We start from the raw sequence: 24,326 nt of genomic DNA, 5'->3' as shown, positions 1-24,326 counted from the left end.
CTTAAATTAAGAGTAACTATGTACGGTCGATTTATCACTAACCCGCACGCTCATTTCACCTTGTAGGTACCAAATCTGAGCCAAGCCATGAATATTAAAAATCCCACAGTAAAGCTAAATGTTTGAGCAAACTTTTAAAAATATTGATGATGTTCTCTGGAAAGAGGCGGGTTGTACTACAGAGTTAGATTACACGGAGCAAACCTCTTGGCTGCTGTTTCTGAAGTATTTGGATGATTTGGAGCAGGAAAGGGCGCTAGAGGCGGAACTGGCTGGCAAGCCATACGAATTTATTATTGATGAGGCGCATCGCTGGTCATCCTGGGCAGCACCGAAAAAAGCGGATGGTACATTTGATCATGATAATGCGCTGATTGGCGATGATCTGATTGATTATGTCAACCGCAAGTTATTCCCATATTTACAGAGTTTCAAGCAACGGGCTACTAGTCCAGATACAATCGAATACAAGATTGGGGAAATTTTTAGCGAGATTAAGAATAGGTTTCAAAGCGGCTACAGCTTGCGGGATGCGCTGGAATATATTGATGAGCTACGGTTTCGATCGCAACAGGAGAAACACGAGCTATCGCATCTCTATGAAGCCAAAATCAAGAATATGGGTAATGCAGGACGCAATGGGGGTGAGTATTACACACCGCGTCCGTTGATTCGAGCAATAATTCAGGTGGTGAAGCCGAAGATTGGCGATCGCATTTATGATGGTGCTTGCGGTTCGGCAGGGTTTTTGTGTGAGAGTTACGACTATTTACGTCGAGGGAAGCTGACAACAAAAGAACTTGACATTCTTCAAAAACATACGTTTACGGGTAAAGAAAAGAAAAGTTTGGCGTATGTGATTGCGATCATGAATATGATTTTGCATGGCATTGATGCACCGAATATTATCCACACCAACACGCTGACGGAAAATCTCAGCGATATTCAAGACAAGAATCGTTTTGATGTCATCTTGGCTAATCCGCCATTTGGGGGGAAGGAACGCAAGGAAGTACAGCAGAATTTTCCGATTAAGACTGGGGAAACAGCGTTTCTGTTTTTGCAGCATTTCATCAAAATCCTGAAGATGGGTGGTAAAGCTGCGGTAGTAATTAAAAATACCTTCCTGTCAAATTCTGATAATGCTTCGCGGGCATTGCGTCAAGAGCTTTTGAGTAGTTGCAATCTGCACACCATTTTGGATTGTCCGAGTGGGACATTTATCGGGGCGGGTGTAAAAACGGTGGTGCTGTTTTTTGAGAAAGGAAAGCCCTTCGACTCCGTTCAGGGAACGCCTTTATTTTCTCAGGGAAAACCTTTAACTCAGGGAATGGCAACTCAGAAAATTTGGTATTACCAACTCGATCCGGGGCGTAGTCTTGGGAAAACTAATGCGCTGAATGATGAAGATTTGCGCGAGTTTGTGGAGTTTCAGGCTACTTGTGCAGAGTCGGAAAAGTCTTGGCTGGTAGATATTGCTGATGTGGATTGGGCGACATTTGATTTGTCGGTGAAGAATCCAAATAAGGCTGAGGAATCGACGTTACGAGAACCGCAGGAAATTCTGGATGAAATTGCTGCCTTGGATGCGGAGAGTGCAGAGATTCTAGCGGGGATTGGGGGGATGCTATGAGCAAGATGTGGATAAAGAAGAGATTAGGGGAAGTCTGTGAAATCTCGTCATCGCTTGTAGATCCTCGCAAACCTGACTTCATCAATCTACTTCATATTGGTGCTGGGAATATGATTTCAGGGACAGGGGAGCTAGTTGATATTAAAACAGCTAAAGAGGAAGAGCTGAAATCAGGGAAATTTCTATTTGATAGAACTATGGTTCTTTATAGTAAGATCCGCCCATATCTTATGAAAGTTGCTAGACCAGAATTCGATGGCTTGTGCAGTGCGGATGTATATCCGCTATCACCTGATACTACTCAGTTAGATCGAGACTTCTTGTTTTATTTACTCATAAGTAGGGAATTCACTAAATACGCAATTGAAGGGTCAAGTCGGGCTGGAATGCCTAAGGTGAACCGCGAGCATCTTTTCAATTTTACTACTTTTATCCCACCGCTATCTGAACAAAAGCGGATTGTAGCAATTCTGGATGAGGCGTTTGAGGGGATTGAGAGAGCGATCGCAAACGCCGAAAAGAACCTCGCCAACTCCCGCGAATTGTTTGAAAGCTATCGAAATTCTATCTTGACTCAGGAGAATAGACAGTGGCAAGAAACAAAACTGGGTGCAGAGATAGATTTAATGACTGGATTTCCGTTTAAGAGTAATAGATATACAGATTCAGACCAGAGCATCCGATTACTTCGAGGGGATAATATCGTTCAAGGTGCGCTTCGTTGGGATGATGTTAAGAAGTGGCCAGCATCTGAGATAAATGAATACCTTAGTTATCAACTCAAAGAGGGCGATGTAGTTCTTGCAATGGATCGTCCTTGGGTGAAAGCGGGTTTGAAACACGCGATGATCTCCTGCGATGATTTGCCATGCTTACTTGTTCAACGAACTGCTTGTCTTCGTGGTAATAAAAATATTAACAATCGATTTCTTATGTATTTGATAGGTAGTCATTCATTTATACAACATATCCTGAGTAATCAAACTGGCATTGGGGTTCCGCATATTAGTGGAAAACAAATTCAAAGCTTCAAGTTTCTAAAACCATCCCTCTCTGAGCAGAATTTTATTAGTGATAATCTTGACGAGCTAAGGTCAAAATCACAACGCCTCGAAACCATATACCGCCAAAAAATCGCCGCACTCAACGAACTCAAACAATCCATCCTGCAAAAAGCATTTACTGGCGAACTCACCGCAGACACCGCTAACCAGACAACAAAAGCCGCTAAGGACGGAATTGCCGCATGAGCAATGACCTGCCTCAACAGAGAGATCGCCTATTTCAAGAAATCAGACAGTTTATTGATGCCGCTAAACAACGCGCCGCCGTTGCCATCAATGCAGAAATTACCCTGCTCTATTGGCAAGTCGGTAAACGCATCCAAACCGAAATTTTACAAGGTCAACGCGCAGAATATGGCAAGCAAGTAATTATTAGTCTCTCCCGTTACCTCACACAGACCTATGGTAAAGGCTGGAGCGAACGGCAGTTAAATTATTGCGTCCTTATCGCAGAAGTTTTTCCCGATCGGGAAATTCTGCACACACTGTCTGCGGAATTAAGTTGGTCGCATCTCAAACTAATTATTGGGATCGAAGATCCCCTAAAACGAGAATTTTATATTGAAATTGCCCAACTTGAACGATGGAGCGTCCGCCAACTGCAAGAACGTATTAACTCCATGCTATTTGAGCGCACTGCCCTATCCCGCAAACCAGAAGAAACCATCCGCCATGATTTAGAGCAACTGCGCCAAACTCAACAGGTATCACCCGATATTTTACTCAAAGACCCTTATATTTTAGATTTTCTGGAATTAAGCGATCGCTATCTCGAAAAAGACCTCGAAGATGCAATCCTCAGAGAAATTGAGCAATTTTTACTAGAACTCGGTGCAGGCTTTACTTTTGTCGCTCGTCAAAAACGCCTACAAATCGACAACGACGACTTTTATATCGACCTGCTATTTTATAACCGCAAACTCAAACGCCTTGTCGCCATCGACCTCAAACTCGGTAACTTCCGTCCCGAATACAAAGGCCAAATGGAACTTTACCTGCGCTGGCTGACCAAATACGAGCAAGAGCCTGATGAACAGCCACCACTGGGAATCATCTTATGTGCAGGTAAAAAACAAGAGCAAATCGAATTGCTAGAACTGGATAAAAGCGGCATCCATGTCGCCGAATACCTCACCGTATTACCACCCAAAGAGTTGTTACAAGCTAAACTGCAAGAAGCGATCGCCACTGCCCGTCGGAGAATAGTGGACAGTTAATAATGGACAGTGGACAATTGACAATAAGGCAGTCTGAGTAACTGTCAACTGCCCACTGTCCACTATAAAAATGAACGAAGCCGAAACCCGCGCCGAACTAATTGACCCCGCACTCAAAGCCGTAGGTTGGGGAGTTATCGAAGGTAGTCGCATCCGCCGCGAAGTTATTGCCCCTGGTCGCTTGGTTGGCAACGGTAAACGCGCCCAATCAGACATCGCCGATTATGTCCTGGTTTATCGTGGTGAAAAACTTGCAGTCATCGAAGCCAAAAAACGCGGATTGCCCGATACCGAAGGCTTAGGACAAGCCAAAAAATACGCCGAAAAGTTGCAGACTCGATTTGCCTACTCTACAAATGGCATCGGTATATACCAAGTAGATATGTTCACAGGGGCAGAAGGCTATATCAAGCAATATCCTACTCCTGAACAACTTTGGGAAGCTACTTTTAGCCAAGCGAATCAATGGCGCGATCGCTTTGCTGCCATCCCCTTTGAAGACAAAAGCGGCACATGGGAAGCTCGTTATTATCAACACAATGCCATTAAGCACGTCCTAGAAGCAATCTGCCAAGGACAAGACCGGATTTTGTTAACAATGGCAACAGGCACAGGTAAAACCTTCATCGCCTTCCAACTCGCCTGGAAACTCTTTCAAAGCCGTTGGAACCTGAGCCGACAACCCGCTCGTCGTCCGCGAATTTTGTTTTTAAGCGATCGTAATATCTTAGCCAACCAAGCTTATAATTCTTTCTCTGCCTTCCCCGACGATGCTTTAGTCCGCATCGACCCTGAAGCCATCAAAAAACGGGGTAGAGTCCCCAAAAATGGCAGTATCTTTTTTACCATTTTCCAGACATTTATGACCGGACGGGACGATGCTGGCAATCCTACGCCCAAATTCAGCGACTATCCCCCCGACTTCTTCGACTTCATCATCATTGATGAATGTCACCGAGGCGGAGCTAGTGACGAAAGCACATGGCGGGGCATTTTAGAATATTTCTCCCCAGCAGTACAATTAGGACTCACCGCCACTCCTAAACGAAAAAATAACGCAGACACCTACGCCTACTTCGGTGAGCCAGTATATACTTACGCCCTCAAAGACGGCATCAATGACGGGTTTCTGACTCCCTTTAAAGTCAGGCAAATTGAAACTACCCTAGATGAGTATATTTACAGCAGTGAAGATGAACTGATCGAAGGTGCAGTAGACGAAGCCAGAACCTACACTGAAGACGACTTCAACCGCATCATCGAAATTGCCGAGCGCGAACGCTACCGGGTGCAACTTTTCATGGAAGAAATTGACCAGAATCAAAAAACTCTGGTGTTTTGCGCCAACCAACCCCACGCTTTAGCTGTACGGGATTTAATCAACCAAATGAAGATTAGCAGTAACCCTAATTACTGTGTCCGCGTCACCGCCGATGATGGCAAGCTAGGCGAACAGCACCTCAGTAACTTTCAAGACAATGAGAAGAATATTCCTACCATTCTCACCACCTCCCACAAGTTGTCCACTGGTGTTGATGCCCGCAATGTTCGTAACATCGTGCTGATGCGCCCCATCAACTCGATGATTGAATTTAAGCAAATTATTGGTCGCGGGACTCGCCTATTTGAAGGGAAGGACTACTTCACCATCTACGATTTCGTTAAAGCCTACGAACGCTTCGACGATCCTGAATGGGACGGCGAACCCCAAGAACCTGTTCGCGTCAAAATTGCCAGAGGTGGAGAGAAATCAGATAAATACAATACCCCCACAGCAGATAGTGGCAAAAATAGAAGCCAAAATAGAAACGAAACTACAGAAGATTCCCGCCCCAAAACCATCAAAATAAAACTCGCTGATGGTAAAGAACGCACCCTCCAGCACCAGATATCTACTAGCTTCTGGAGTCCAGACGGTAAACCCATGAGCGCCGCAGCATTTGTAGAACGTCTCTTTGGTGAAATTCCTGAACTATTCACAAATGAAGACGAATTAAGAGCAATTTGGAGTCGCCCTGATACCCGTAGAGCTTTATTAGAAGGATTGGCAGAGAAGGGCTACGGTGAGGAACAACTCACAGAAATTAGCCGCGTGATTGATGCCGAAAAAAGCGATTTATACGATGTCCTGGCTTATATCGCCTATGCCTCTCCACCAATTAGCCGCAGAGAGCGCGTCCTTGCTCACAAGTCCTTAATCTTCTCGCAGTATCTCGGCAAACAGCAAGAATTTCTCGACTTTGTACTGGAACAATACATCAAAGCAGGGGTGGGGGAACTTGATCGCACTAAATTACCCCAACTGTTAGAGTTGAAATATCATACCGTTCGTGATGCTGTGGAAGAACTAGGAAGCGTTGCAACTATCAGTCAAGTATTTATCGGGTTTCAACAGTATTTGTATTCACAGGGCAGAGCAGCTTAATTAGGCAGATCACTACAATTAAGCACCTCAATTAGGTGATTAGCCCAAAGTTACATAACCATAGCTAAAAAAGGCGATCGCTTCTTACCATCTCTGTGCTGTGGGAGATGGATGCTGTGAGTGCGTAGGCGCAGTCAGTCGTAGACATCGCCATTACGCGTTATTCTCTATTGTGACTATCTGCTTCTTAATTTTTTGAATTATATGTTTGATTTGATTAACCATCTCAATTTTTGAGCCTTCATTATTTCTCAATTTATCTCGCTGACGTTCAACATCTTGAAGCTCAGATTCATAAAAACCATAAATAATCTCATTTTTAATATTACTTTCATACTCGCTTCTGATTTCTGAGGCTACTTGTCTAAAACTTCGGCGTAAATCTGCTCTCGCTTCACGGAGCTTTTGTTCATATTCTGCCTCATCCTTTTCCTGTTTAGCAGCCAGGAAAATTTCTAGAATTGCACCGACACCTCCAATAATAGGTCCTAAACCTCTGATGAATTTAGCCGCATTAACTGCTCCCCAAGGACGAAATTTAACACCAAAAAATTTACCGACGTTGTAAACTAGGTCTCTAGAAACTGCCGACGCAAAACTTCCTATAGCCCGTACAGCTTCAGGACTTTTACTTAACAAGGATGGTATTCCTGGAGTTCCCTCAACTTCTTCATAATCAACTTGTTTTCTACCTGTTGATGAAACTTGTACTTCTTCTGCTAAAGAACGACCCAACCTTGATTGTAATAATTGTTCGAGTTGAATTTGAAGTTTACTTAATTCTTCTTCCAAACCCAACTGTATTTTCTCCATTGTTTGCTTTGTAGTTGACTCTATTTCTTTCTCAGCTTTTTTAATTGTCCAGTTAATATCTTCTTCGCTATGTCTCCCATCAACTTTACTAGCAACATCTTCACCAATCATTAACACTTCATGTTCAAGATTGTTAAATTCAGCTATATAACAATTCCTAAATCTTGTTTGAGAGGTCTTAATAAGTAACATCTTGCGATGGAGTAGTTCTAAGAAATCTCTAGCGGATTTATCATCTGTACTCAAAATATTGTAAGACCGTTCTAATATATCTAAGGCGCGATTGAGAGGTGTTAATAGTCTTGCATACAATTTATTCTTATCAATTAATTTATGTAACGAGGAGAGGAAAGCATCAAAACTAGATTCTTCGAGTAAAAATTCTTTTTCATCTTCATCTTTTTCAGATTGAGCCTTCAAGTAAGAATCAGCATCAATAAAACAAGTGTAAAAATCATTAGGATGATGAGGCTCTACAACTTCCAAAAGGCTTTTAAGTAAGTCTTCTGGCTTACCGCGTTCACGACTCATTTTATTAATTACTAAGAGCATTTGACCAACTCGCTGCATTTCATTGGCAACTCGTTTAAAAAAAGCTCCACCTTGAGGGTTAAATAACTCGTTGGGGACAACAAATATGAGTAAATCACTTTTTGAAATTTGTTCTAGAGTAATTTGATCGTGATCTGTTCTACCTGCATAAATGCCTGGAGTATCAACTAGGAGAACTTCTTTCCAAGGATATTCAGTAATCCTATCTGTACAAATTTCAGCACTGATTCGGACAGATGTATCGCCCGTAAGAGCTTTAATCAAAGTAGACTTACCAGCATTATATTGACCGATGAAGGCAATAGTTAATTGGGATTTTTGCCGATATTCATGAATAAAAATTTCAAAATCCCTAGCAAATACATCTATCTCATTATCGGTTGATGCAGATAATATTCTTAAAGTCTCAGAACATAAATCTTCTACTTGTGTAGCAACTTGCTTAAATTTCATCTCAGACATTTACCCCTACCCCTATAACTTTAGAATTGTATTTTTAATGTACGTAATTAAAAAATATACACGCAGTTTTATAGGTATTTAAATACCTTATATTGGTCATAAAGAGACATATAAAAAGATAATAACTAAAGCAGTTCATCAGCTATAAATGACGAATTACCCTTGAAATGGCTTGTATTTGGCACCTTATCTCTTGGTTCTGTAGAATCTAACTCTCGCTTCATCTGTTTTTTGATTTTCTCCAGTTGTGAAATAGCTTGTTTAAGGTCAGCCACAATTATTAGAAGTCCTTTAATGTAAATATCTACCTGTTCCAGCACTTCAGTTTTAGCTCTAACAGCAATATTTGTATCTAGTAATTTTTGGTAAGTCTTACAAGTTTCCTGCTCAGATTGATCCAAGCTCTTCCAAAGAGTTTCTTTAGCTTCCTGTTTAGCTTTTTGCCATGCTTTTTTCTCTTGATCACCAAAGAACCAACTGAAAATTCCAACGACGATAGATGTAACGCCAGCTATCCATCCTACAGGATTCCAAAAATTAGCTGCTGCAAAAGCACCGATACCAAAAGCAACAGCAGAGGCTGCACCTAAACCCACGCCTACCCATTTCAGAATTTTTCCAGCTTGCCATTGTTGATAGTTTCCGAAATCAGTAGATTCTAACTTAATAGTTCCCATATCATATTGATATTGCCTTTGGAACTCATTTAAAGAAGCTACTAGTTCCTGGACTATCTCTTCAAATAAGTTCTCCATAGCAGTTTCAATTTTTTGTTTCTCTTTGTCCATGCGCTTTTGATACTCAGACTGAGCAATGTCTTTCCCTAAATACTCATCAACAAAGCTAGGAATCCATTGTTTGATTTTGCTAAATGAATCTTTACATACTCTTTGAATTTTTATTTTTCCATTTTTAACACTCTCTTGAAAAATATATTCAATCTCTGCTCGTTTGTCTCGCATAAAATCTGCCTGAGACTCCAGAGATTTTTGATGTCCTTTTAACATCTTTATAATTAAATCGAGAAAATATATGATTGCATCAAAAAATGTATTCCAGCGTCTTTGTTTACCTCTTGTGTAGATTTCTGACGCGATTAAACTATAAATTTCTTCTATTCGGCTTAATTCCCAAAGTTTCTTAGCAACGTCACTATATTGAGGCTGATTGCTAAGAAATGCTGCATACGCATGAATACAAATAATTGCTACTTCTTCTATGCCTAAGCTGTGACGAATATAAGTCCGAATATGGCGTTTATGTTCATCTAACCTTTGTGAATCAAAGATTTTTTCGGGATTTTTAATAAATCTCTCCAAGCGTTTTGGCTTGTCAATATCATACTTAATGTTAAGAATCACAAAAAAGTATTTTTTGATTTCTTGCAGCCAAGCCATAGCATCAAATTCACCAGGCTGAACAGAGTCATCGCTAGTGAGAAAGATAACAATATCAGATTCATGTACTATTTCTACAGCCTTTTGTTTATCTTCTTCTCCTTGATAAGCTTCAATACCAGGTGTATCTATTAATCGTAAGCCTTTCCATTTATATTCTCTGACATCTCTAGTTGTTCGCTGTGAACCTTTGCCAATTGTACTGCCATCACCGCATGTTAAAGCTTCACGAATAGTACTTTTCCCAGCTTTAGTTCTACCAAATAAAACAACTGTGAAATCTGCTAGATGTTGGCTTTTCACTTCTAAGTATTTTTTTAGTTCTTGAAGTCCTTCACTAGCATGGCTTTCAATTTCATCTACTATATTTCTCAGAACTTTAGCGAAATTAAAATTATTAGCATCTTTTTGTTTTAATAAATGAGATGCACTTTTGTCTAAATCAAGCTTAAGATTCTGTAAAATGGTGGCAATTTCTTTGTAATAATTAAAAGTTTTTTGATAAGCATTCTTAGCAGTCCTTGTAGATTCTTCCAGAGCCTGTTGGAATTCCTCAGCCGATATACTTTTTGAGCTATGATTTTTTGTTTCAACTTCTGGATCAGTTTTTATAGCTGGTTCAACCTGAGACTCCACCTCAAATTCTCGACACCAAGCAACATCAAAAGTACTTTTCTGCTTGGCAAGTATTTTAACTTTTTTCAATGATGTTGTTTTTAACCTAGAGATTTCCTCAAAGATGAATGCTGTTGTCCTTTCTGGCTCTGGAACTTCAGCAGACTCTAAAATAACTTTGAGTAACGTGTTCCTAGAACTAGCAGTAGCACCTATACCCTGGCTATGAAAAGATTGATTGAGTATATTTGAGACTACTTCTTCAAGAGTTGGTGGAATCATACTGAGCCAAGAGAATACTTTAAACAGCCTTATGACTAAGTATTCCCATTTTTCGCTAGTTACTCCCAACTAAAAACTAACAACACAATTAGATTGTCATGGAGATTAATATCCTGGCATAGAGTTTTAATTGCGATCGCACATTAAAGATGTGTCAGAATTGGCGATGCGATCGCTCTTACTGGATTAGTGTAAAGGCATGGGTAGTGCGATCGCACATTCCAGACCTGTCACAATTGGTAATGCGATCGCTCTTACTGTATTAGTGTAAAGGAATGGGTGGAGCGATCGCACACTAAATACTTGTCAAAATTGCTGATGCGATCGCTCTTACTGGATTAGTGTAAAGGCATGGGTAGTGCGATCGCCAAAGGGGTTGCCGCAGGTATCGCCTCAACATCACTTGCATGTCGCCCCAGATTTATTCTCTATCTTCCACCGCACCTAATGCTTTAAGCGTGGCTTTTTCAGCTTCAGTTAAGCCTTTAACACCAGTGATGTTCATGCGTTCATAAGGGCGATCGCTTCTCAAGGTTTTTAAACACTCACCAGTTTCAATGTTCCAAATTTTGATTATGCCATCTTCGGCACAACTGCTAATAACTTTACCCTTGGGACTAAAACTAATTGATGATATTGTTCTAGTATGTCCCTGCAATGTAATTAAACATTTACCTGTATGTACATTCCAAAGCTTTATACTTAAATCATCACTTCCAGTAGCAAGAATCTGACCATCAAAACTAAAAGCAAATACCTTGATTTGTCCAGTATGTTCCTCCAAAGTCATTAAACATTGACCAGTATAAATATTCCAAAGCTTTGCTATATAGTCATCACTACAGGTAGCGACAATTTTTATGTCAGAGCTAAAAGCACCCGCTCTTGACCAATTTTTCTTTTTCTCTCCTGTTAGAGTTTTAAGGCATTTACCCGTTGAAACATCCCAAAGTTTTACAGTGTCATCATAACTAAGACTGGCAATAATTTGACCATCACAACTAAAAGAAAGTTTTGTTATAGAGCGAGTATGCGCTCTTATTTCATAAATATTTTGTTTTGTATTAAAGTCCCAAAGCTGTATTGTCCGACCAGAAGCAATTGCTAGTTTAAGTCCATCAGGACTAAATACTATCGAAAATAATTTTCCAGTATCTTCTTGTAAAATTTTGGTACATTCTCCAGTTTGAACATCCCATAATCTAATTGTAAAGTCACCACTTCCACTGGCGAGAATTTGACCATCGGGGCTAAAGGCTAAACATCGTATCCAATCATTATGCCCCTGTAACTCTTTTGTACATTTACCTGTATTGATATCCCACAATCTAACTATTTGGTCTTGTCCACCACTAGCAATGAGTTGTCCGTTAGGGTGAAATACAACCGACTTTAACCAATTAGCATATCCTTGAAAACTGTAAATACATTCGCCTGTGTTTACATCCCATAGCTTTACCGAATGGTCTTGACTTCCACTAGCTAAAGTTTGACCATCAGGGCTAAAAGCAACAGATTGTACCCAATTATCATGCTCTTTTAGAGTTGTAAGGCATTCACCTGTGTTTATATCCCATAGCTTGATTGTACGGTCGGTGCTACCACTAGCCAAAATTTTACCATTGGAATCACAAGCAATTGAGTTAACTACATCTTTGTGTCCTTGCAAAGTTTTTAGACATTCTCCAGTGTTGATATCCCATAGTTTGATTGTGCGGTCATGACTACAAGTTACAATAATTTTTCCATTAGGGCTAAAAGTAATCGCTCTTACATAACTAGTATGTCCTTGTAAAATCTTTTGGATCTGAGATATACGGGTATTCCATAAATTAATCGTATAATTACTATCGGTAAAAGCAAGTATTTCACCATTGGGACTAAATGCAATTGCCCTTACAAGACTATCTTGCACTGAAAAGGTTATCAAACATTCGCCAGTTTTTACATCCCACAATTTTGCTGTTTTGTCTTCGCTCCCACTGGCAATAACTTGAGCATTCGGGCTAAATGCTATTGTTCTAACTGTAGCAGTATGGCCAAGTAACGTTTGCATACATTTTCCCGTTTTGACATCCCAAAGCTTTACAGTACAGTCACTACTTACACTAACAAGCATTTGATCATCAGGGCTAAAAATTACTGAATATACCAAATTTTGATGCCCGTTAAAAGTCATAATTTGTTGTTTGTCAGTAATTCGCCACAAACGAATACCTGCACCATCACCCATTGCTAAAAACTGCCCATTGGAGTTAAATGCTACCGAAAAAATTTGACTTAAAGTATTTGTAAAAACTGAATTTGCTAAATTTGCATCGGCAAAATTAACATTTCGTAAAATTGCACCAGTAAAATCTGCTCTTTTAACAACCACTTGGCTTAAATCTCTATCCTCCAAAGCAGTTTTATCTACTTTTACTGCCAATGTTGCTGCATTTCCGCCAACATAATCAGCTTCATTTTCGCTTTTACCTCGCGTTACCTCAATCGCATTAATCAGAGACTCACTGTTACTCAACATTGGTGAAAGTAAATCCATTACTGCTTTAGTAAGTGGCGCTTTGCCAAAAGTCTGCCTCAACTTATCCAAAGACTCACTTGTAAATGCTTTGAGTGGTGCGTTCCCCAAAGGGGTTGCCGCAGGCATCGCCTCACCACTCCCTTGCTGCGAAAAATAACCAGACCACGTATAATCAGCAGGCGCGACAGTTTTATCTACAAGCGATCGCGCTTGTGCTAATTCCGTAAAATCACTCGCCAAAGCCCCCAATTCTGCGGCAAATTTATACGCTACAAAAAACTCTAACAGAGATCTATGCGCGGGAGTATAGTCACCATCAGCATTGCGGACAAGCATCGTTTGCGCCATCATGTCATAATGCCAATGGTCTAAATCCTTCTCTTCTTGAACACTAGAACCAAATAAGCGGCGAATGCGTTCTGGGAACACCCGATAATTGAGACTCATTTGGTCATTAGAAAGCATTTCCCAAGAAAGTTCGCACAAAAAGTACAGCTTATCTGCTAAAGAAGTAAAAGTACGTTCTGCTTTAATATCCCGTTCCATTTTGCGCCGCACTGCATATAGATAAACCCGTGACATATCCACAGGTTTACCCGCTTTAATATCTGGCAATGCTTCTAAGATTAAGTCTGTCATCACAGGACGACGGGCTAAGTCTAATAATTGCCCATTGCCCATTACTTGTTCAACCGTCGCTGCTTCAGCTTGGTATGAAAGCACCTGCCGAATTTGCTCATCGTTGAATTTCTCCAATTCCAAGACTTCAAATTGTGGTGTTTCGCCAGTTAATTTTTTAGTCGATGCTTGCAACTCTGCATTGAGTAAAGCGCGTCCTTCCTTCGCCTCTGGGAAATGCTCAGTCCGACAGGTGAGGATAACTTTAGCACCGGGAACTACCACCTTTGCCAGTTCCCAGAAATTGTTAATCATCTGTTGGCGGTCAACTTTTGCTGCCATTTCGTCAAAACCATCGAAAATTAGCAGCAATTTACCCATGCGGTTGAGTTGGTCAAAAACTTCGCTGTTGATGCGGATATTATGTTGGGTAAAAAAGAAACCTGCCAAAACATTCTCTACATTTAACGCTTTGGCAAAGTCACGCAGAGTTATTACTAAAGGAAGACGGGGACGTTCAACACCACGTTTTTGGGCATCGCGGTAACGTTGCAGTGCAGTCCAAGCATAGTGAAAGACAAACCAAGTTTTACCTGTACCAAATTCTCCCAAAATGGAAATATGCTCTTTAGCAGGGTCATCAAGCCACAAATCGATATATCCATCAATCCATCCGTCTTCTTCTTCATAACGACTCACCCCAATTCGCTGCTTGGTTACTGGGTCAATTTCTTCTTTTGTACAAGCAAGGGGTACATACTTCGTATCAATTTTTCGGCGTTTGATTTCTGCTTCTAACCAATCAAGATAGGCATTAAAGTCGGCATCCAAGTCAATTAGTTCGTCAAAAGTGAAACAATCAAGATGACGATTTGCTTCCTTTTTGACTTCATCCCTGGCGGCGCGGGAAATGCGACGGGTAGTTACTAACCATCCTTCATCAGTTTTTTGCGCCTCAACTGAGGAACGCAACGCCATCACATCACTCAGTCCAATTTCTCCAGCAACACCACGGATAAGAATGCGGTCATAACTGCGACGTACTGGAATTTGAATTATCCATTCAAAATATTCCTCTGCCCAGATTTCATATTTTTCAAAGTCATAGCCCAAGGTTTCAAACCATCCTCGCATCTGCTGGGCGAGTGCGATCGCTCTACATTGGTTTTCAGTTATGCTTCCTGGTAATGCAGGATAATTCTGTGCTGCTAATCTTGCTATTTCTGTGCGAATTCCTTCCAGTGTCGGTAATCTATCGAGTTGTTCTTGAATACTTGCAATCCTGCTATGTAGAGAACCAATTTTCTGGTTCATCAATACATCAGCAGGTGTGCGGCTACGTTTTGCTACTTCGATAAATACCGTCGCAAATTCAGCCACCTCTCGCCTCACATCAAGCCCCAAGCTTCTAATATCATCGCCCAATGTATAGGCATCTAGAAAAGCATCAACCTCAGACAGCAGAATTGAGGGGTTATTGTGGTCTAATGCTGTGCGAAAAGCTTGTTTAATTGCTTCTTGTCGGAATAATTCCAGCAGTGGTTTTGGTTTGCCTACGCCGTATTCTACTAAGGCATAGGCGTAAACACCACTAAAATCAGCAGGTGGATGCTCTGGATCGAGGTTAAATTGCTGGAGTAACTTAATTACTGTCTCACTACGCAGAATTTTTTCTTTAATCAAAGGATTGGCGATGCTAGTAATGGCGTTAAAGACCAGATCCAGGTTAATGAAACTCATTAGGATACTCCGAAAGCACAGAGCTATCTTGCTAACTAAGGGTTACTTACTATTAGAAATGATATACCGTCAAAAAAAGTTTTATTTTATACTTTCTCAAGCATTCTCGAAAAAATATACCTAATCACTGTAATATACTCAAGCTTTGGCATTTTTCGCAGCCATGCATTCATCAAGGAGACAATAGGTGAGGCTGGAATTGAGCAACCGAAGATTAATTTGAGCTTGTCTTCGCCGCGATCGCCATCTCAAAAATATATAATTCTTCATTATACCATTTTGGATTTTAGATTTTAGATTGAGAATTAGTCTCTGTATAAGAGTTCTGTCAATCCATCTGTCGCATTCTTTTTTCAAATTGGTATTACTAGTAAAACTCCCTGTAGCATCAGTCAATGGCTAACGAATCCTCAACCATCGTTCAAAAACTCTGGAATTACTGCAACGTCCTCCGCGATGATGGCGTTAGCTACAGTGACTATGTAGAACAGCTTACCTATTTGCTGTTCCTGAAGATGGTCGAAGAACAAAACCAACTTCCCCCACCTTTGGGCAAACGTTCCACTATTGACCCTAAATGTAGCTGGGAGGCACTGCGATCGCTTGAATTTGTAGAGTTTGGGTTAGGCGCATCTTTAGATGAAGGTAGTCAAATTGTTAAATTCACCAGACTTAGCAATTTGTGCCAATTTTCACCTAACCAACCCACAGTTTTAGTTAGGTGGGGTTTAAGTTTTTCAATTACAGATGCAAATCCCTCAGCCTTCTTAGCATAGTCAAAAGCTCGGTCTAACGCCTTACCCACTTCATTTTTATCTGGTTGTGGTTTGTTGATTTCTTCTTCGGCATCAGCAATAGCATTGTCAATTTTACGACGGTCTGAAGTTTCTAACTTTGCCAGTATCTCACGTAAGGCATTGAGTTCTGTTTCTATGTTGACGCTGGCTGGTGTAGGTAAACTGACTTGTTGAAAATTAATGTTTGCAGTGTTACTGTCTCCCGTTTGATTTGCGCTACCAGTAGCACTACCCCCAATAGAAACTGAGCGGTTTTGCCAGCTTTTGTTATCATTATTGATATTATCATCCTTGTGAGATGTTACTGGATTTGTCGCCTGTACAGTCTGATAACGCCGCTGCCTAATTTTTCTCATAGGGGTTAAATACTCTGGAATTCCCTGCAAATCAATAGATGTACAGCCCATGTGAAAACAATCTTCATAATTCCTTCCAGCCCCCAAAGCAGTATAAAATCCTACGCTAAACTCAATTGCGGCTTTATCCCCAATTGCCTGATTCATCCCCACCACGCAATCAATATGTTGGTGAATTGCTGTGGCTTGTGATTCGCTGTAGCAGGCGTTGAGTAAGACACACTCGACTTGTGATTGGAACAAATCAAATAGCTTTGCTAGGGCTTGGGTACTTACAAGCTGCATCTGCCCAAAATTATCTTCTAAAGCTAATCCATCAGTACCAGAGCCATGTCCAGAAAAGTGAACGATTGTTGGTTGATGGTGAGACAGGAAGCGGGTTAAATCATCCACTCGTACCGCAGATTCAGTAATGATTTGAAATTCGTCTCGATTGGGAGATAGTTGCAGTGTGTTTTTGATTTCCCGCACTTCTTCATCTAGGCGCAGATTACTTGTGTTTTTGGGGTTGGCGGAGAGGATGAGGATTTTTTTCATGGTGTTATCTAATGCTGACTTGTAAATTCGCTAATTATCGCTGTTTGAACAAAAAGTTCACTCTTCCTCCTCCTCCTTCTCCTCCTTCAACTCAGGGCGCTGCTGCTCGGCATGAACCGTTAAAACCTTCGCTAGCAACTCCACCTGACATTCATCACTGGGGCATTTTTCCCTGGCTTTCAGTACCTGTCCCCAGTTTTTCAGGTTCGCTGCGGTTTCGGCAATGGCTGTTAAGGCATAGGCTTTGGAATTGGAATCCGGAATCTGGTTAGCAGCGGCGATCGCTTTTTCCAGCAAAGTGGTGGCTTTTTCTGGTTGGTTCAGCTTGTCATAGGCTTCGGCAATGGCAATTAAGAAAGAGGCTTTGTAATTGGAATCTTGAATCTGGTTGGCAGGGGCGATCGCTTTTTCGAGTAAAGTGGCGGCTTTTTCTGGTTGTTTCAGCTTGCCATAGGCTTCGGCAATGGCAATTAAGGCAGAGGCTTTGGAAAAGGATTCCTGAATTTGGTTAGCAGAGGTGATCGCTGTTTCGAGCAAAGTGGCGGCTTTTTCTGGTTGTTTCAGCTTGCCATAGGCTTGTGCAATGGCAATTAAGGCAGAGGCTTTGGGATAGAAATTCTGAAATTGGTTAGCATCGGTGATCGCTGTTTTGAGCAAAGTGGCGGCTTTTTCTGGTTGATTCAGCTTGCCATAGGCTTGTGCAATGGCAATTAAGGCAGAGGCTTTGGGATAGAAATTCTGGATCTGGTTAGCAGCGACGAGCGCTGTTTCGAGCAAGGGGGCGGCTTTTTCTGGTTGATTCAGCTTGCCATAGGCTTGTGCAATGGCAATTAAGGCATAGGCTTTGGACTGGGAATCCCGAATCTGGTTAGCAGCAACGAGCGCTTTTTCCGGTTGTTGTAGCTCTACATAGGCTTGGGCAATGGCACTTAAGGTATCGTCTTTGTAATTGGAATCCTGAATCTGGTTAGCAGCGGAGATCGCTTTATCGAGCAAGGGGGCGGCTGTTTTGGGTTGGTTGAGCTTGCCAATGGCTTCGGCTATGGCTTTTAAGGCATCGATTTTGTTGTAGGAAGCCGGAATCTGGTTGGCAGAGGCGATCGCTTTATCGAGCAAGGGGGCGGCTGTTTTGGGTTGGTTGAGCTTGCCAATGGCTTCGGCTATGGCTTTTAAGGCAGAGGCTCTTAAGCCAGAGGAATCCCGAATCTGGTTAGCAGCGGCGATTGCTTTATCGAGCAAGGTCGCGGCAGTTTGCGCTTGGTTGAGTTTGCCATAGGCTTGGGCAATGGCTATTAAGGCATCGATTTTGTTGTAGGAATCCTGAATCTGGTTGGCAGAGGCGATCGCTTTTTCCAGCAAGGGGGCAGCTTTTTCTGGTTGGTTCAGCTTGCCATAGGCTTGGGCAATGGCACTTAAGGCTTGTGAATCCTGAATCTGGCTAATTAAGTTTCAAGGCTTGAGCAGAATTTCCATCCTTAAGAAAGGCAACAGCAACTTTTGATTGATACTCAGGATTCCTTACCTGCTGACTTAAATCAGTCAATTGCCAGCGAATTTGAGTCAACTGCCCCCAAGTTGTATAATTCAACCAACCCCAAATCCCCAGCGCCAGTAAAAGGATACTCCCAATCCCGCCCAAACTCCAGTAAATTCGCTGCTTAACACGTTGACGTAGTGCTAAACTAGCTTGAATAAATTCTTGCTCTCCCTTGCTCAGTTCCTTTCGGCGTTGCTTCAGCTTGGCTTCTGCTTCCTTTAAAACTGTACCCCGCAACAATACCCCTTCATCCCGTTGCATTTTTTGCCATTGATCCATTGCGAACCGCAGCCTTTCTTGCCAAGCACGAAAGCTACGATCTGCATCCATCCATCGTCGCAGTTCGACCCAATTACGAATCAATGCCTCGTGGACAACTTCCACTGTTTCTTGCTCGGCAGCATTACGACTAGTAACCACTAATCGCGCATCCGCCAAATGCTTCACCAATCCCCAGCTTGCTTCGCTTAATTCTGCCTTCGTTGCCAGTCGTCGCGTATCTTGCGTCCCTTCACCCGGATGCACTAATTGGATGAAAATGCGGCGTACCTGTTCTTTTTCAGTTGCACTCAACTTCCCATACTTCTGATCTGCATGACGAGCCAACGCTCCTTGTACCTTACCTATTTGCTGATAAGCTGCATGGGTTAACTGTTTACCCTGGCGCTGCTGCCACAACTGAGTTAACGCAAATTCCAGCAGAGGTAAACTCCCCGGTTCATCTTCCACATCATCTAAAATCCGTTCCACCAATCCCACTTCAAATGTCACCCCCAACTTGTCAGCAGGCTTTTCAACCACCTGTGAAAGTTCTTCATGATTCATCGACCTGATCAGCTTGATATCAGTTTTCAATACATCTCCAAAAGGAGGATATAACAGAGCATTTCCTAAGAAATCTGCCCGCATGGTTGCAACTAGCACATGATTATATTGAGACTGGTGAGGAGAGGATGGAAAGCTGGCTAATAAACTATCTAGAAAACTATGGCGAACTTTATGATCCGCGCATAAAGTGTAAATTTCTTCAAATTGATCGGCAATCAGCAACACCCGATGTGTAGGGTGATTTTGGTGAATCTGGGCAAATACATCAGCTAGAGGAATTTCACCCCCGCCCAGAGCTTGTGACAACTTACGAGCTTGGATGATCTTATCAGTATTATCCAGATTTTGCGTGTAAAGGGGAACCAGCGCCAAAGCCAGAGCATGGAAAGGCTCGGAACCAGGACGGAAGTGAGTAAATAACCAGCGACCTTCATTTTGCAGCTTTGGCACTAATCCCGCCAATACCACCGAAGATTTACCGCTTCCTGACGCACCCAACACGGGTATAAAATTGCGGTTTTGAGTTGCCGCGAAAAGTTCTTCGACAAATATCTCACGTCCAAAGAAAAACTCCGCGTCATCAGGGCCAAAGTGAAACAAACCGCGATAAGGACAGGGAAGATTTTTATCAGCAGCAACCGTAGATTCAATCGGTAATACTGTTGTATCTTCACGATAATAGTAATTAGTGATGGTAATAGTAGCAGTATTGCCAGTACCAGTCTGAATGGCACTGCTGTCAGCACTCCCTCCAACTTTGACGCTGCGGTTTTCTTCTGTCATCCCACCCTCTGTTATGGATTCTGCTCACTCCAAATCAACCCATCTGATTTAATACGTCGCACTAAATATATAAGTAAAATCAACTAAGTATCTAAAGGATAATTCAAAACAAACATCTGTAATTACGCAAGAATCCGCAAATTTAAACAAAATCCTGCTCTAGCTCATAATTAGTCAAGCAGAATTAATTACACAATGTCATTGCGAATGATTGCAAGAAGTGTAAATATTTCTACTATTTATTTACGACTAAATACTTAAAAATAAATCGCTAGCACTATTGCGCTCGTTATAGGTGCTACCACATCAAGGATTTTCTATCCGGCTCCACTCGCTTAATATAAATTCCCAGCTATGCTCAAAATGCGATCGCATTATTTCTGTAATATTAAGCGATCGCCTCATTTACCTTTTTCCTGATTCGGTGGAATTGTTCCTTCCGCCTGCGCTTGTTTAACGGCTCGTTTGAGAATTAACAATGCCATTTGAGACAAAGAACGCTCCTCTGCATCTGCTAATTGTTGCAGAGCTTCTTTGTCTTCTTCTTCCATGTAAATACTTACTACAACTTTCCCCATGTGACTATCATCAGCTTATCTATGTGCTTCTATATTAAATCACTAGAATAACATAAATAAAAACAAATTAACATAAAATTTATGTATAATTATTGATAAGTCAAAAGCCAGCGCTCAACTTTCTCAGGGAAGACGCTGACTTTTGTCCCCCTCTATACAGGAGACATATTCCATGTTAAAGCCTGTTTGCCACAAAACAGATGAACACAGAGGTTATCTACAAGCTTTAGATGACTTCGGTATTGCTGAACTCTTGGCGAAACTCAGCAATTATTGTGAACAGCAAGAACAAGAAAGTTTAGCAGCGTTGTTGATTTCCCGGTTAACCCTGAGCATTGATGCTGAACTGATTGCTAATTATTTGAGTGCGTTGGCTTTGAGCCTTGCCGAAGGCATCGCGCTCAATCGCCAGGATTCACTCCCAAGATTAATTAACCAGAAATTTTCTCCGAGTTCTGTTGATTTACCCGACGACTTTCCCAATACAGCAAAGACACCCCGCTTTTTGTACGGCGACAAATTGCGCTGGATTGGTTCTGACACTGATTGGGGAATTGCGATCGGCAGATTTTATGGCTTTGCTCCCCATCTTTGTTGCTGGACTTGGTGCTACCTGATTTGGTTGAGCAAAGATAGCCCCAGTGCTGCTTGGATATCTGCCGATATTGCTTGGGAAGAGGATTTAGAAGCACTGGAAGGGGAGCCAATGCTATAACTAATCCGCGTCATTTACAGATACGAGAGCAAAATTTGATTGATCTATACAGCCATTGTCAACTAGGAATGACACCCAAGAATTTTTATGCCAAATGGGATGTCAATCATGAAGCGATCGCTCGAATTTGCTCTCGTTCACTTTCAACTGTCCGGCGTTGGTTCTCCAAAGGTCGCAATTACCGCAGTCCTATGCCCAGCGATTTACGTCATCTCGCCCTAATGGACTTCTTGCTAGAACACTTCGAGGAAATTCCCGAAGAATTTCTGAAGATACTCTGTTCTCTCACAGGGCGTAAGTAGGAATCGAAAAGTTGACGGTGAATCTCGACTACGCTCGATTGCCGCGTTCGCGTAGCGTCCCGCAGGGAAGTCGAACCGTCAACCAATAGCAATATCATTCTGACATTTTTTTACCAGCCACTCTCACAGTAGGGTGGCTTTAGTCTTGGGAATGTTTAAGCAACCTTTGTCTATTAATCAACTGCAATTCACCAGCTAAATCATAGGTATGATCAGGAGGACTCTGTGACCTACATTGAAAAGCTAAATCCTTGGTGTATAGTCCGCCATTTTCCTAATATGCAACACCAGATAGTTGCTCGTTTTCGCCGCCGGAGTGATGCGGAAGCTCATTCACAAGCTCTACACCGACTGATACCAAATGCAACTTTCTCAATTATTTTCAATCCGGCAGTCGAGCAACCAGAGCAAATTAATCCATAATTTGGTCATTCTGGAAGCAAATTTAATTTGTAGTGAATTTTTGCCAAATCGATCTTTTGTAATTTTTTCTTCAATGCTCTTATTGCTGCCTCTCTCAGAATCATATCAATTAAACAATATAATCCCCTATTGCTTCACATACAGTCTTCAGCATCATATTGCTGGAAAGGCTGGAAGCAACTGGTAACTACAAAACCTTTCATTATTGCTGTTTACTAGTTGCTTGTGGCGGATGTAGCATAACGACAGGCAGAAATTCCTTTTCCATTACCTCCAGAGGTAAATTTAAGCACATATATTCCTTGTGTAATTTTTTTTCTCAATAACGTTTCTGGTGCTTTGCCATCTTTGCAAAAGGTAAAGAACAATGAGAACATTTTCCTTCTACCCAATCAGCAGGAATTGGAAAGGGAGTCTGACAATTAGTGCATTTTGTTAACAAACCCAACTGGTGGCGATCGCATTTCATCTTGTCCTTAAATTGCCACTCAATTCGGTGACAAGCTACGTCTCCATAGCAAGCACCACATAACCTAATTGGTCTGGGTTTCATAGTCATACCCTTTGCTGGCAGCATTTCATATAACCTTTCACCCTGGACACCAATTAACTTACCCAAAGCTTCTAACTCCTCAAGACTCGGAAAGGGATTGAAATAAAGCTTCTCCCATCGCGTCGTGATAGCACCAAGACCAGCAATTTTTCCTAAAGAATATCCTGAAGGAAGACTATTAGCCTTGAATCGGCGCAAACGCCCCAGATAGTGACTGATGCTTTCACCTTGGTATGGCTCAACATAGCCCAATCTGGGTAGAGTGCCATATTCTTCATTGATTTTTATTTCTGTTTTCGAGAGGGATGTATTTTCTGCCATAGCGACTAGCAATTTTTTCTAGAATGCCTTGATCAACTTTGCTAAAGCCATTTTTGAGAGAATGTAAAACCGCCTTCGTTAGTATCTTCACTAGCAGTCCTATTCTTGCACCTGTACTTTCGGCAAGAATCTCAAATATCATTCCCTCAGATAAATTAGAAGCTTCAGGAAGAGCCAGAATATCGAGTTCTATTGTACTTAACGTTTTCCTGAAATCTTCGTATTCCAAGCGCTCAAACTCATACAGAGTTGGAAAGCTAGTCAACAAATCAAAATCTTGTAATATATCATCTAATTCCTTGCCTCCAGCTAATACAATAGGAATATTAGATTCCTCAAAGAGTTGCTTTAAGTCTAAAAATGCCTCTTTCTGAAGATTTGCAGCATTATCAATAATCACAAGCTCTAGTCCAAATAGCTCCAGACTACCAGCTAATCTTGGACGTAAATCCTGTCGTTTACCTGTTGGTGCGGCATGGTTAATATCTTTCAGTATTTGTGAAAATAGACGTTTAGAACTCGATGCTGACCAAGCTTTTACATAGGAAACTTGTTTTTTATCTTCATCACGATAGTGACACAATGCTCGGCTTTTACCAACATCTCTTGGCCCAATTATTCGACCACATTGTTTGAGAATACGCAGTTCATCTAACCATCTGAAGCATTCCGAAGCCCGATCAGTCGTGATAAAAGAAGTTCTAAAAATTTCCTCAATATCAATAGTCTTAGCAATTTGAGCATTGAGGTCTAACGTTGGGGCTAGCACTTCAACAAAGGATTGGGTTGCAAGTTGCGATCGTGCCATAATTTACCAAATCTTTTTCAAGTTTTTTTGACGGTTAGAGACAACTAACTTATGTCTCTGCTCTTCTTGACTATCAGTTTGCACTGAAATATTTTCCTGTGGCTGTAGTTCTATCTTTTCAAGCTTTATGTCTTCCCTGGAAACTCTCTCTGGTAAAACTTCGTGATGGTCAGCTTTTATTGAAGAACTTAAAGCTCTACTTTTGCGTAGTTCAATAACATTTGAGTTTTTCTTCGATGCAGAACGAAGACGCTTTTGTTCTGACCGCCTTTTTTCCTTCTTGTCCTCTTTACGTTCCTCTACAAGCTCTTTGCGTTTACCTAATGCTAATAAGGCATCATAGTTACAATACCTTTGCCAATTTACGAGGGTTCAACGCCTGTGGAAACGTTATGAATACGTCCTAAAGAAGTAAGCTTGGCAAAAATCTGGGTTAATAAAATAGG

17 protein-coding genes and 1 pseudogene are annotated in these 24,326 nt (G+C 41.5%); 8 read left to right on the top strand and 10 right to left on the bottom strand.

Going from position 1 to position 24,326, the window contains the following annotated elements:
- Positions 1-118: 118 nt before the first annotated feature.
- The 4 genes from H6G41_RS20715 to hsdR all read left to right on the top strand — a co-directional run bounded on the left by H6G41_RS20715 (position 119) and on the right by hsdR (position 6,339).
- Positions 119-1,633: an N-6 DNA methylase gene (locus H6G41_RS20715; RefSeq protein WP_190748146.1), complete on the top strand. Its 1,515-nt coding sequence runs from the start codon at positions 119-121 to the stop codon at positions 1,631-1,633.
- A complete protein-coding gene (locus tag H6G41_RS20710; protein WP_190748144.1) occupies positions 1,630-2,883 on the top strand; it encodes a restriction endonuclease subunit S in 1,254 nt (417 codons plus the stop codon). The genes H6G41_RS20715 and H6G41_RS20710 overlap by 4 nt, the downstream gene beginning before the upstream one ends.
- Positions 2,880-3,914, top strand: coding sequence for a PDDEXK nuclease domain-containing protein (locus H6G41_RS20705; protein ID WP_190748142.1), 1,035 nt, complete (start codon positions 2,880-2,882; stop codon positions 3,912-3,914). Before H6G41_RS20710 ends, H6G41_RS20705 begins: the two co-directional genes overlap by 4 nt.
- 70 nt (positions 3,915-3,984) lie before the next feature.
- The gene (gene hsdR / locus H6G41_RS20700; protein ID WP_190748140.1) at positions 3,985-6,339 is read left to right on the top strand and encodes an EcoAI/FtnUII family type I restriction enzme subunit R; all 2,355 of its coding nucleotides are present in this window, start codon (positions 3,985-3,987) and stop codon (positions 6,337-6,339) included.
- A 153-nt stretch (positions 6,340-6,492) separates the two neighbouring features.
- On the opposite strand, the gene H6G41_RS20695 is transcribed toward hsdR, so the two are convergent.
- The 4 genes from H6G41_RS20695 to H6G41_RS35820 all read right to left on the bottom strand — a co-directional run bounded on the left by H6G41_RS20695 (position 6,493) and on the right by H6G41_RS35820 (position 15,612).
- Complete coding sequence (locus H6G41_RS20695) at positions 6,493-8,166, bottom strand: GTPase (protein WP_190748138.1); 1,674 nt, start codon at positions 8,164-8,166, stop codon at positions 6,493-6,495.
- Positions 8,167-8,291: 125 nt separating this feature from the next.
- The gene (locus tag H6G41_RS20690) at positions 8,292-10,460 is read right to left on the bottom strand and encodes a GTPase (protein ID WP_190748136.1); all 2,169 of its coding nucleotides are present in this window, start codon (positions 10,458-10,460) and stop codon (positions 8,292-8,294) included.
- Between the two features lie 421 nt (positions 10,461-10,881).
- The gene (locus tag H6G41_RS20685; protein WP_190748134.1) at positions 10,882-15,342 is read right to left on the bottom strand and encodes an NACHT domain-containing protein; all 4,461 of its coding nucleotides are present in this window, start codon (positions 15,340-15,342) and stop codon (positions 10,882-10,884) included.
- A 138-nt stretch (positions 15,343-15,480) separates the two neighbouring features.
- Positions 15,481-15,612, bottom strand: a complete 132-nt coding sequence (locus H6G41_RS35820) for a hypothetical protein (RefSeq protein ID WP_277878167.1) — start codon at positions 15,610-15,612, stop codon at positions 15,481-15,483.
- A gap of 125 nt (positions 15,613-15,737) precedes the next feature.
- On the opposite strand from H6G41_RS35820, the pseudogene H6G41_RS36220 reads away from it, so the two are divergent.
- A pseudogene (locus H6G41_RS36220) lies at positions 15,738-15,870 on the top strand (type I restriction-modification system subunit M N-terminal domain-containing protein); the annotation flags it as partial.
- 121 nt (positions 15,871-15,991) lie between these two features.
- Here the strand turns inward: H6G41_RS36220 and H6G41_RS20675 are convergent.
- The 4 genes from H6G41_RS20675 to H6G41_RS20665 all read right to left on the bottom strand — a co-directional run bounded on the left by H6G41_RS20675 (position 15,992) and on the right by H6G41_RS20665 (position 20,758).
- Positions 15,992-17,032, bottom strand: a complete 1,041-nt coding sequence (locus H6G41_RS20675; RefSeq protein ID WP_190748132.1) for a CHAT domain-containing protein — start codon at positions 17,030-17,032, stop codon at positions 15,992-15,994.
- Between the two features lie 57 nt (positions 17,033-17,089).
- Positions 17,090-18,391, bottom strand: coding sequence for a lipopolysaccharide assembly protein LapB (locus H6G41_RS35245; RefSeq protein ID WP_242037994.1), 1,302 nt, complete (start codon positions 18,389-18,391; stop codon positions 17,090-17,092).
- A 79-nt stretch (positions 18,392-18,470) separates the two neighbouring features.
- On the bottom strand, positions 18,471-20,180 hold the full coding sequence (locus tag H6G41_RS35235) for a hypothetical protein (RefSeq protein WP_242037993.1): 1,710 nt from the start codon (positions 20,178-20,180) through the stop codon (positions 18,471-18,473).
- A gap of 401 nt (positions 20,181-20,581) precedes the next feature.
- Entirely contained in the window at positions 20,582-20,758 is a 177-nt protein-coding gene (locus H6G41_RS20665) for a ribbon-helix-helix protein, CopG family (protein ID WP_190748130.1), read from the bottom strand.
- Positions 20,759-20,930: 172 nt separating this feature from the next.
- On the opposite strand from H6G41_RS20665, the gene H6G41_RS20660 reads away from it, so the two are divergent.
- The 3 genes from H6G41_RS20660 (at position 20,931) to H6G41_RS20650 (ending at position 22,198) form a co-directional block, all read left to right on the top strand.
- On the top strand, positions 20,931-21,473 hold the full coding sequence (locus H6G41_RS20660) for a hypothetical protein (protein ID WP_190748128.1): 543 nt from the start codon (positions 20,931-20,933) through the stop codon (positions 21,471-21,473).
- On the top strand, positions 21,470-21,775 hold the full coding sequence (locus H6G41_RS20655) for a helix-turn-helix domain-containing protein (RefSeq protein WP_190748248.1): 306 nt from the start codon (positions 21,470-21,472) through the stop codon (positions 21,773-21,775). The genes H6G41_RS20660 and H6G41_RS20655 overlap by 4 nt, the downstream gene beginning before the upstream one ends.
- A gap of 225 nt (positions 21,776-22,000) precedes the next feature.
- Positions 22,001-22,198, top strand: a complete 198-nt coding sequence (locus H6G41_RS20650) for a hypothetical protein (protein ID WP_190748126.1) — start codon at positions 22,001-22,003, stop codon at positions 22,196-22,198.
- 319 nt (positions 22,199-22,517) lie between these two features.
- Here the strand turns inward: H6G41_RS20650 and H6G41_RS20645 are convergent, their stop codons facing one another.
- Positions 22,518-23,072, bottom strand: coding sequence for a TniQ family protein (locus tag H6G41_RS20645; RefSeq protein WP_190748124.1), 555 nt, complete (start codon positions 23,070-23,072; stop codon positions 22,518-22,520).
- Positions 23,026-23,880 (bottom strand): AAA family ATPase, encoded by an 855-nt coding sequence (locus H6G41_RS20640; RefSeq protein ID WP_190748122.1) that lies wholly within the window; start codon positions 23,878-23,880, stop codon positions 23,026-23,028. The genes H6G41_RS20645 and H6G41_RS20640 overlap by 47 nt, the downstream gene beginning before the upstream one ends.
- Positions 23,881-24,326: the final 446 nt, after the last annotated feature.

The sequence above is a fragment of the Tolypothrix sp. FACHB-123 genome, from assembly GCF_014697075.1.
Lineage (GTDB): Bacteria > Cyanobacteriota > Cyanobacteriia > Cyanobacteriales > Nostocaceae > Aulosira.
The sequence above is the reverse complement of the archived record's forward strand: the minus strand, read 5'-3'. Positions and strand labels throughout refer to the sequence as shown.

What these genes read in the sequence shown, in the direction of transcription:
- H6G41_RS20705 (WP_190748142.1), top strand. Translation starts at nt 2,880, where the DNA reads ATGAGCAATGACCTGCCTCAACAGAGAGATCGCCTATTTCAAGAAATC.
- H6G41_RS20675 (WP_190748132.1), bottom strand. Translation starts at nt 17,032, where the DNA reads ATGAAAAAAATCCTCATCCTCTCCGCCAACCCCAAAAACACAAGTAAT.
- H6G41_RS20640 (WP_190748122.1), bottom strand. Translation starts at nt 23,880, where the DNA reads ATGGCACGATCGCAACTTGCAACCCAATCCTTTGTTGAAGTGCTAGCC.
- hsdR (WP_190748140.1), top strand. Translation starts at nt 3,985, where the DNA reads ATGAACGAAGCCGAAACCCGCGCCGAACTAATTGACCCCGCACTCAAA.
- H6G41_RS20685 (WP_190748134.1), bottom strand. Translation starts at nt 15,342, where the DNA reads ATGAGTTTCATTAACCTGGATCTGGTCTTTAACGCCATTACTAGCATC.
- H6G41_RS20715 (WP_190748146.1), top strand. Translation starts at nt 119, where the DNA reads ATGTTTGAGCAAACTTTTAAAAATATTGATGATGTTCTCTGGAAAGAG.
- H6G41_RS20660 (WP_190748128.1), top strand. Translation starts at nt 20,931, where the DNA reads ATGTTAAAGCCTGTTTGCCACAAAACAGATGAACACAGAGGTTATCTA.
- H6G41_RS35820 (WP_277878167.1), bottom strand. Translation starts at nt 15,612, where the DNA reads ATGAAGAATTATATATTTTTGAGATGGCGATCGCGGCGAAGACAAGCT.
- H6G41_RS20710 (WP_190748144.1), top strand. Translation starts at nt 1,630, where the DNA reads ATGAGCAAGATGTGGATAAAGAAGAGATTAGGGGAAGTCTGTGAAATC.
- H6G41_RS20645 (WP_190748124.1), bottom strand. Translation starts at nt 23,072, where the DNA reads ATGGCAGAAAATACATCCCTCTCGAAAACAGAAATAAAAATCAATGAA.
- H6G41_RS20665 (WP_190748130.1), bottom strand. Translation starts at nt 20,758, where the DNA reads ATGGGGAAAGTTGTAGTAAGTATTTACATGGAAGAAGAAGACAAAGAA.
- H6G41_RS20695 (WP_190748138.1), bottom strand. Translation starts at nt 8,166, where the DNA reads ATGTCTGAGATGAAATTTAAGCAAGTTGCTACACAAGTAGAAGATTTA.
- H6G41_RS20690 (WP_190748136.1), bottom strand. Translation starts at nt 10,460, where the DNA reads ATGATTCCACCAACTCTTGAAGAAGTAGTCTCAAATATACTCAATCAA.
- H6G41_RS35235 (WP_242037993.1), bottom strand. Translation starts at nt 20,180, where the DNA reads ATGACAGAAGAAAACCGCAGCGTCAAAGTTGGAGGGAGTGCTGACAGC.